Below are 7,932 nucleotides of genomic sequence, written 5' to 3'. Positions count from 1 at the left end.
TCAAGGCCCAGCTTTTTGCAGACATGTTCCTCGACGCGGGGGTCTATATTGGCGAAGGTGCCGACCGCGCCGGAGATGGCGCCGGTGGCGATTTCCTCGCGCGCGGTTTTCATGCGGGCGAGGTTGCGGTCCATCTCGGCATAGAAACGCGCGAAGGTGAGGCCCATGGTGGTGGGTTCGGCATGGATGCCGTGGCTGCGCCCGACGCGGAGAGTCATCTTGTGCTCAAGCGCGCGGCGCTTGAGGGCGGCGAGCAGGTCTTCGATGTCGGCAATCAGGATATCGGCGGCGCGCACCAGTTGCACGTTGAGGCAGGTGTCCAGAACATCCGAACTGGTCATGCCTTGGTGGACGAAGCGGGCCTCTTCGGAGCCCACGTGTTCGGCAAGGTGGGTGAGGAAGGCGATGACGTCATGTTTGGTGACGGCTTCGATTTCGTCGATGCGGGCGACGTCGAACTCCACGTCATTGGCTTTCCAGACGGCCTCGGCGTTTTCGCGGGGGATGACACCCAGATCGGCCATGGCGTCGCAGGCGTGGGCCTCGATCTCGTACCAGATGCGGAATTTGCTTTCGGGCGACCAGATGGCGACCATGTCGGGGCGGGAATAGCGGGGAATCATGTGACGAGCCTTTGTCTGTCCTGTAACGGTTGGCGGGGGTTTAGACGCTGGACTACGCAGCGGCAAGGCCGGGGCCGGGGAGTGAGACGCAATGACCATGCAGTTGGCGGATTTCGAGGGCAAGTGGCGGTTGTCACGGCGCATCGTGCAGGCCGCTGGCGTCGAGGCGCGGCTCATTGGCGAGGCGGTGTTTGCCCCCTGTGACGAGGGCTTGGCTTATGAGGAGGTTGGGCGGTTGATCATGCCGGGGCAACCCGAGATGGAGGCGCGGCGGGCCTACCTGTGGAAGCCGGACCTGACGGTGTGGTTCGAGGATGGGCGATTTTTTCATCAGGTGCCCGTTGAGGGTGGCGAGACCGGGCATTGGTGTGATCCGGATCAGTATGACGGGGTGTATGATTTTGCCGATTGGCCGATTTGGCGCCTGCGTTGGCGGGTGCGCGGGCCGCGCAAGGATTACCGGATGGAGAGTGAGTATCGGCGGTAAGGATTTGGGGGCTTTGCCCCCGACATTGAAAATCAGAGAATTTTCAACGTCTCCCCCAGGATATTTATGAACAGAAGAAGGGTTGGATGTGCCAGAGATTTTGCAAGCGCGTGTGCCTTATGATGTGACCGCGCGGCGTTTGCCGGGGATTGCGCCCTTGGCAGAGGCCGATTGGCTTTTGGTGGATGAGGCTTATGCTGCGCAGATGGCGGAGCGGGCGCGATTGTTGGCCGAGCGGCGGGAGGCGGTTTTGGCGGTAACGCCCGAGGGCGAGGCGGCGGCGCAGGAGTTGTTGGAGTTCGTTCTGGCTTGGCTTGTGGCGCATGCGCCGGGCTATCGCGTGGGTGAGGGAGAGGTTGAGCGGCCCGATGGGGTGGTCGTGGCGCTTGATCGCGGTGATCCGATGGGAACGCTGGGGCATTTGGTGCAGGAGGACCTGTGCCTGATGGAGAAACGTGGGCCGGAGCATCACCTGACGGCGGCGGTTGTGTGTTTTCCGGCAAGTTGGCGCCTTGCAGACAAGATCGGGCGGCCATTGACGGGCATTCATGTGCCGGTTCCGGAGTATGACGATGGGGTCGCGCGACGGGTGCAGCGTTTGTTCGACGGTGTGCAGGTGGGCCGGTCGCTTTGGCGGTTCAATGCGCTGCGCTATGCGGAGCCGGATTTGTTTCAGCCGCATGCGCGCAGCGCGCCGCGAGCGCAGGAAGCGCGGAGCTTGCCGTTTCTGCGGTCGGAACGTCAATGTGTCGTGCGACTGCCGGATACGCGGGCCTGTGTTTTCTCGATCCATACCTTCATGGTCAAGGCCGCGCAGGGGCTTAGTGGAGCATCAGCCGGTCCTGCGGTGTGGTAAGGGCGCGCAGGCTGGCGTAGATGATGAAGGTCGCGCCCACGGGCGGTGAGACCATCATCATCGTGGCGCCGACCGTGTAGACGGTCAGCTTGCGCGGTAGCGTGGCTTGTTCAACGGCCTCCATCGACACGAATTCGGCATCGAGAACGTCCGAGGATTTGGCGTGGACGGTGTAGCCGGGATCGACCTTGTAGGTGTTGTTTCCTTCGTGGCAGAAATAGCTGGTATCGTCGCAGGTTCGCCCGTGATCGGCGCCGTCGGTGTCATGGTCCTCGTAGCTGTACGAAGAATAGTGCAGCAAATCGGCGATGGTATCGACAAGATCCGGGCCGACGGGGCGGGTCGCCTCTTTGTGCAGGACGGTGGCGACCGGCAGATATTCCTCTGCATGCATCAGGAGTTGGGCCTTGATGAGCCTGTAACTCTCTGCATCAAGGACGACACCGGCATGCTCCGAGGTGGTTCCGATGCCGATGACAAGGTGATGCGAGCGGCCGTGGACCGGGCTTTCGAGCCAGCCCAGAACGATACGAATTGGGCCGCGTTCGATGATCGCGACGTCATCGCCATCGCGCGTCAGACTTTGGCGCGTCAGGCTGGGGGGGCGAAAAGCAAGGTCGAACTCTTCGACGATGTCTTCGAAACTATGGGTCACAAACGGCTTCAACTCGAGAACGGCAACAGTACCATGAAGTTGCTCGGTCATTTTCTGCTCATGCGGTTTTATGTTTCGAGCCAATGAAAACATGCAAAAAATGACATGTTTGTGGCCGTAGTGAGAAATCTGTGGAGAAATTGGTGGTTTGGTTATGGCGCTGTGCGCGGCTGACGGAGGGCAAGAGTGGCCCGCCGCGCCTTTTCGGAAGGTGCGGCGGGCCGTGTTTCAGGCCGTGAACAGCCTCAGATGAGGGGTGCCGTCCGAGGTTTTCTCGGTCGTTGTTCCTTGCGCGTTGATGACGCAGCGCACCTGACTGCGGTAGTTCGAAAAGTGCTGCGAGGTCACCACATCAACCGGCGCGTCGAATTGAAGGGTCAATCGCCAGAAACCTCCGATCCTTTCACTGACCGATTTGATCCGACCGGTGAAAGGCTGGTTGAGATAGCGACCGCGCACCGACTGTCCGACTTGCCATCGCGCGGGGTTTTCCCAGCTGGCCGCGGCTTGCGCGGTGTTCCAGTCGCGGTGGCCGTGTTGGCGCGCCACGGTTTCGAGCGCGCCGGAATGCGACAGCGGCGTCCCTGCGTCTTGCAGTGCAGCCCGCAGGCGGCGGGCCTGTTGTTTCATCGCCGAAACGGCGGGGGTCTTATGTGTCATGGGTCTTGTTCCCCTTGGTCACATGGGGTGTGACGGGGTCCGCGTTGCCGCCGCTCGTGACCAAATGGGTCAGAGAGCAAGGGTCGTCTGCAGGGCTTCACCATGGCCATTCGGCCTGCGGACGGCGGGGGCCTGCACCCCTGCATGGCACATAGGGTGAGGGCGCAGAGCTGTCAAGATGCGCGGCGCTCAGCCTTGGATCTGGGCGGCCATGATGGCGATGGCCTTTTGGTAAACCCCGGCGGCGTTCCATTCCTTGATGACGCGGAAGTTCGGTTGGCCTTCCTGAAAACCGGCACCGGGACGCCAGCCTTTCTGGCGCAGGTAATGGGCGGTGGAGGCGAGTGCGTCGGCTTGATTGTAGAAATCCACGCGCCCGTCGCCATTGGCGTCGACACCGTATTTCAGCGCATTGCCGGGCAGGAATTGGGTATGGCCCAATTCGCCGTGCTTGGCCCCTTTGGTTCCGCCGGTGATCGCGCCGCGGTCGACCAGTTTCAGCGCACCGATTGCGTGTGGGATGAAGAAATCGGAGCGGCGGCAGTCGTAGGCCAGAGTGGTGATGGCCGAGACCACCGAACTGTCGCCCATGAAGCGGCCAAAGCCGGTTTCCATGCCATGAATGGCGATGATCACGCCCGCAGGCACGCCGTAGCGTTGCTCCAGTGCGTTGTAGAAATTGCGGTCACGCGCCAGCCGTTTGCGGCCTTGGGCCACGATGGTGGCCGAGCCCCGGATTTGCATGAATTTATCCAGCGAATAGCGAAAGCTTTTCTGGTTGCGGTCGGCGGCGATGGTACGCGAGGCATATTGCGCATTTGCCAGCGCCTGAAGCCCACGCTGACCGACGCCCGCGCGCTGTGCCTCGGCGGCAAAAGCGGCTTTCCATTGGCCGAAACCGTTTCCGGTGTTGCCACAGGGTGCGGCAAGGGCAGGGGAGGAGAAGGCGGCAAGGGCGGCGAGGAGCAGGGCGAGGCGGCGCATGGGAAATCTCTCCAGACATGGGTAAACTATGGCCCGAGTTTAGACAAAAGGCCCCATCTGCGCCAAATGAAAAAAGGGCGCCCCGAAAGGCGCCCTTTTCAATTTCACTGTCCATCGCTGTTTTAGCAGCTGTAGTACATGCCGAACTCGACGGGGTGCGGCGTGTGCTCGTAGGTTTCGATCTCTTCCATCTTGAGGTCGATGTAGCCTTCGATCTGGTCCTTGGTGAAGACGTCACCGGCCAGCAGGAAGTCGTGATCGGCGGCCAGCGCTTCCATGGCTTCGCGGAGCGAGCCACAGACGGTGGGAATGCCTTCGAGTTCCTCGGCGGGCAGATCGTAGAGGTTCTTGTCCATCGCCTCGCCCGGGTCGATCTTGTTCTTGATGCCGTCAAGACCGGCCATCAGAAGCGCGGCAAAGCACAGGTAGGGGTTTGCCGAAGGATCGGGGAAGCGGGCCTCGACGCGCTTGGCTTTGGGGCTTTCGGTCCAGGGAATACGGACACAGCCCGAGCGGTTACGAGCCGAGTAGGCGCGCAGAACGGGCGCTTCAAAGCCCGGGATCAGGCGCTTGTAGCTGTTGGTCGAGGGGTTGGTGAAGGCGTTGAGCGTTTTCGCGTGCTTCAGAACGCCGCCGATGAAGTAAAGCGCTTCCTGGCTCAGGTCGGCGTATTTGTCGCCTGCAAAGAGCGGCTTGCCATCTTTCCAGATCGACATGTTGACGTGCATGCCGGTGCCGTTGTCGCCATAGATCGGCTTGGGCATGAAGGTGGCCGATTTGCCGTAGGCGGCGGCCACGTTGTGGATCACGTATTTGTATTTCTGAAGTTCGTCGGCCTGTTTGGTCAGGGTGTCGAAAATCAGGCCAAGTTCGTGCTGGCAGGAGGCCACTTCGTGGTGGTGCTTGTCGACCTTCATGCCAAGGCGCTTCATGGTCGAAAGCATTTCCGAACGGATGTCTTGGGCATCGTCGATCGGGTTCACGGGGAAGTAGCCGCCCTTGACGCCCGGACGGTGGCCCATATTGCCCATCTCATACTCGGTGTCGGTGTTCCAGGACGCGTCCATGGCATCGACTTCGTAGGAGACCTTGTTGATCGAATTCGAGAAACGAACATCGTCGAACAGGAAGAACTCCGCTTCGGGGCCCATGTAGGCCACATCGCCAATGCCCGAGGATTTCAGGTAGGCCTCGGCCTTTTCGGCGGTGCCGCGCGGGTCGCGGTTGTAGGGTTCGCCGGTGTCGGGCTCGACGATAGAGCAATGCACGCAGAGCGTCTTCTCGGCATAGAACGGGTCGATATAGGCGCTTTCGGTGTCGGGCATCAGTTTCATGTCCGAGGCTTCGATGGACTTCCAGCCCGCAACCGAGGAGCCGTCAAACATGAAGCCTTCTTCGAGGAAGTCTTCGTCGACCTGATCGGCAATCACGGTGACGTGTTGCAGCTTGCCGCGGGTGTCGGTGAAACGGATGTCGACGTATTCAACGTCTTCGTCCTTGATGGTCTTGAGCAGATCGCTTGCGCTCATGTCTAAATCCCTTCGTTTGCTTGGGTCGTGTCTGAGGAATGGGTTAGAGGGCGTCCGAGCCGGTTTCACCGGTCCGGATGCGGATGGCTTGTTCCACCGGGCTGACGAAAATCTTGCCGTCGCCGATCTTGTCGGTTTTGGCGGCGTCGATGATCGCCTCAACGGCTTGATCAACCTGATCGTCATCGATCACCACGTCGATTTTCACCTTGGGCAGAAAATCGACAACATATTCGGCACCGCGATAGAGTTCGGTATGGCCTTTTTGACGACCGAAGCCCTTGACCTCGATCACCGAGAGGCCCTGAATACCGGCGTCTTGCAGGGCTTCTTTGACTTCGTCCAGTTTGAACGGCTTGATGATCGCTTCGATCTTTTTCATCGGGCTGGCCTCCTCGCCACTCTGGTGTTGGACTGTTTGAGATCACTTCTCAGGGGATGGCTCAATCGGATAGGGTTCAGTGACGGGATTTGCCGGACAGGGTGAATTGGCGGTGCCTAAAAAATAGGCAGTGTGCCCGCATATGGAGCGGAATTGAATCGCGAAAGGCGCTAGGAATGACCGAATTACTGACTGCGGCGCAGATGCGCGCGGTTGAGCAGGCCGCGATTGAGTCGGGTCAGTTGACCGGGCTGGAGCTGATGGAACGCGCCGGGCGCGGCGTGGTCGAGGCGATTTTCGAGGAATGGCCGGAGCTGGCAAAAACCGCGCACCGGGCCGTGGTCCTGTGCGGGCCGGGCAACAATGGCGGCGACGGGTTCGTGGTGGCCCGGCTGTTGAAAGAGTGGGGCTGGGAGGTGGAGGTGTTCCTCTATGGAGATCCTGCGAAACTGCCGCCGGATGCCAGGGCGAATTACGAGCGGTGGGGGAAACTCGGGGCGGTTTCGCCCCTCTCAGCAGCTCCAAAATTCGCACATGAAGCCGATTTGTATGTCGACGCTCTTTTTGGAACCGGTTTGCGACGCGCGCTTGAAGGCGAATTGTTCGACTGGGCAGCTGACCGCACCGCTGATCTTGATGTAGCCGCCAAGACGGTTGCGGTGGATGTACCCTCTGGGCTTTGCTCGGATAGTGGGCGAGAACTGGCAGGCAGTACCGAAACGGTTTTGGCCGGGTTAACGGTCAGTTTCCATGCATTCAAGCTGGGACATCATCTTAATTGGGGGCCATTCAAGTGCGGCAAAACCGTCGTTAAAGACATTGGCCTAGAGGGCAGCCCCCGGCCGCGGGTGGGGGTGAAGCCCCCGCCCGGGGGGGCGGCCGGGGGCTACCCGGCGGTGCCGCCGGGCGAAATCGTCAGATTGGTTGAGCGGCCAACTTCGTTAATGCCCAAGCATACGTATGGCCACAAATACACCCACGGTCATGCTCTGATCATGTCGGGCGGTGCGGGGCGCACCGGCGCGGCGCGATTGGCGGCGCGGGGGGCGCTCAGGATCGGGGCGGGGCTGGTGACGCTGGGTGTTCCGGGGCCGGCGCAGATGGAGGTGGCCTGTCAGATCACCGCATTGATGCTGCGGCGTGTGGACGATGGCGCAGGGCTGGCCGAGGTTTTGCAGGACGAACGGCTTAACGCGTCTTGCCTTGGGCCGGGGCTGGGAGTGGAGCGGGCGCGGGAATTGGTGCCGGTGCTATGCGGCGGCGCGGAGCCGCGCGCCACGGTGCTGGATGCCGATGCGCTGACAGCTTTTGGTGATGCGCCCGAAGCGCTGTTCAATCTTCTGCATGACGGCTGTGTACTGACCCCCCATGCCGGAGAGTTCGCGCGGTTATTTCCCGACCTTGCCGATAAGCTGAATGCGGCGCCCACCAGAGGCCCGGCCTATTCCAAGGTGGATGCGACGCGGGACGCGGCCAAGCGGGCGGGCTGCGTTGTGCTGTTCAAGGGGCCGGATACGGTGATCGCCGATCCCGATGGTCGCTGCAGCATCAATTCGGCGCATTATGAGAGGGCCGCGCCGTGGTTGGCGACTGCCGGGGCCGGCGATGTGCTGGCGGGCTTCATCACCGGGCTTCTGGCGCGGGGTTTTGCGCCGATGCAGGCGGCGGAGATGGCCGCTTGGCTGCATGTGGAATGCGCGCGCAGCTTCGGGCCGGGGTTGGTCGCCGAGGATTTGCCCGAGGAATTGCCCAAGGT

General features: G+C 61.3%; 9 protein-coding genes. 3 read left to right on the top strand and 6 right to left on the bottom strand.

Features of this window, described 5'->3' with window-relative positions:
* A partial coding sequence (locus QZ498_RS16820; RefSeq protein ID WP_294624337.1) for a lyase family protein occupies positions 1-623 on the bottom strand: 623 nt, incomplete at its 3' end.
* Between the two features lie 91 nt (positions 624-714).
* Here QZ498_RS16820 and QZ498_RS16815 point away from each other — a divergent pair.
* Both QZ498_RS16815 and QZ498_RS16810 read left to right on the top strand, forming a co-directional pair.
* Positions 715-1,110 (top strand): DUF6314 family protein, encoded by a 396-nt coding sequence (locus QZ498_RS16815; RefSeq protein WP_294624335.1) that lies wholly within the window; start codon positions 715-717, stop codon positions 1,108-1,110.
* 88 nt (positions 1,111-1,198) lie between these two features.
* Positions 1,199-1,966, top strand: coding sequence for a DUF3445 domain-containing protein (locus tag QZ498_RS16810; RefSeq protein ID WP_294624333.1), 768 nt, complete (start codon positions 1,199-1,201; stop codon positions 1,964-1,966).
* Here the strand turns inward: QZ498_RS16810 and QZ498_RS16805 are convergent.
* The 5 genes from QZ498_RS16805 to QZ498_RS16785 form a co-directional block, all read right to left on the bottom strand.
* A complete protein-coding gene (locus QZ498_RS16805; RefSeq protein ID WP_294624331.1) occupies positions 1,932-2,672 on the bottom strand; it encodes a hypothetical protein in 741 nt (246 codons plus the stop codon). The two genes, QZ498_RS16810 and QZ498_RS16805, sit on opposite strands and share 35 nt — an antisense overlap.
* Positions 2,673-2,849: 177 nt before the next feature.
* The gene (locus QZ498_RS16800) at positions 2,850-3,281 is read right to left on the bottom strand and encodes a glyoxalase superfamily protein (protein ID WP_294624329.1); all 432 of its coding nucleotides are present in this window, start codon (positions 3,279-3,281) and stop codon (positions 2,850-2,852) included.
* A gap of 189 nt (positions 3,282-3,470) precedes the next feature.
* The gene (locus QZ498_RS16795; RefSeq protein WP_294624328.1) at positions 3,471-4,265 is read right to left on the bottom strand and encodes a lytic transglycosylase domain-containing protein; all 795 of its coding nucleotides are present in this window, start codon (positions 4,263-4,265) and stop codon (positions 3,471-3,473) included.
* A 122-nt stretch (positions 4,266-4,387) separates the two neighbouring features.
* Complete coding sequence (gene glnA, locus QZ498_RS16790; RefSeq protein ID WP_294624326.1) at positions 4,388-5,794, bottom strand: type I glutamate--ammonia ligase; 1,407 nt, start codon at positions 5,792-5,794, stop codon at positions 4,388-4,390.
* Positions 5,795-5,837: 43 nt separating this feature from the next.
* A complete protein-coding gene (locus QZ498_RS16785; protein ID WP_294624324.1) occupies positions 5,838-6,176 on the bottom strand; it encodes a P-II family nitrogen regulator in 339 nt (112 codons plus the stop codon).
* Between the two features lie 176 nt (positions 6,177-6,352).
* Between QZ498_RS16785 and QZ498_RS16780 the strand changes: the two genes are divergently transcribed.
* Positions 6,353-7,932 (top strand): NAD(P)H-hydrate dehydratase (locus tag QZ498_RS16780; RefSeq protein ID WP_294624322.1); only part of this gene is annotated, 1,580 nt, incomplete at its 3' end.

The organism is uncultured Roseovarius sp., assembly GCF_913057115.1.
In the GTDB taxonomy this organism is placed as follows: Bacteria; Pseudomonadota; Alphaproteobacteria; order Rhodobacterales; family Rhodobacteraceae; genus Roseovarius.
The sequence above is the reverse complement of the archived record's forward strand: the minus strand, read 5'-3'. Positions and strand labels throughout refer to the sequence as shown.

What these genes read in the sequence shown, in the direction of transcription:
- QZ498_RS16815 (WP_294624335.1), top strand. Translation starts at nt 715, where the DNA reads ATGACCATGCAGTTGGCGGATTTCGAGGGCAAGTGGCGGTTGTCACGG.
- QZ498_RS16805 (WP_294624331.1), bottom strand. Translation starts at nt 2,672, where the DNA reads ATGACCGAGCAACTTCATGGTACTGTTGCCGTTCTCGAGTTGAAGCCG.
- QZ498_RS16800 (WP_294624329.1), bottom strand. Translation starts at nt 3,281, where the DNA reads ATGACACATAAGACCCCCGCCGTTTCGGCGATGAAACAACAGGCCCGC.
- QZ498_RS16795 (WP_294624328.1), bottom strand. Translation starts at nt 4,265, where the DNA reads ATGCGCCGCCTCGCCCTGCTCCTCGCCGCCCTTGCCGCCTTCTCCTCC.
- glnA (WP_294624326.1), bottom strand. Translation starts at nt 5,794, where the DNA reads ATGAGCGCAAGCGATCTGCTCAAGACCATCAAGGACGAAGACGTTGAA.
- QZ498_RS16785 (WP_294624324.1), bottom strand. Translation starts at nt 6,176, where the DNA reads ATGAAAAAGATCGAAGCGATCATCAAGCCGTTCAAACTGGACGAAGTC.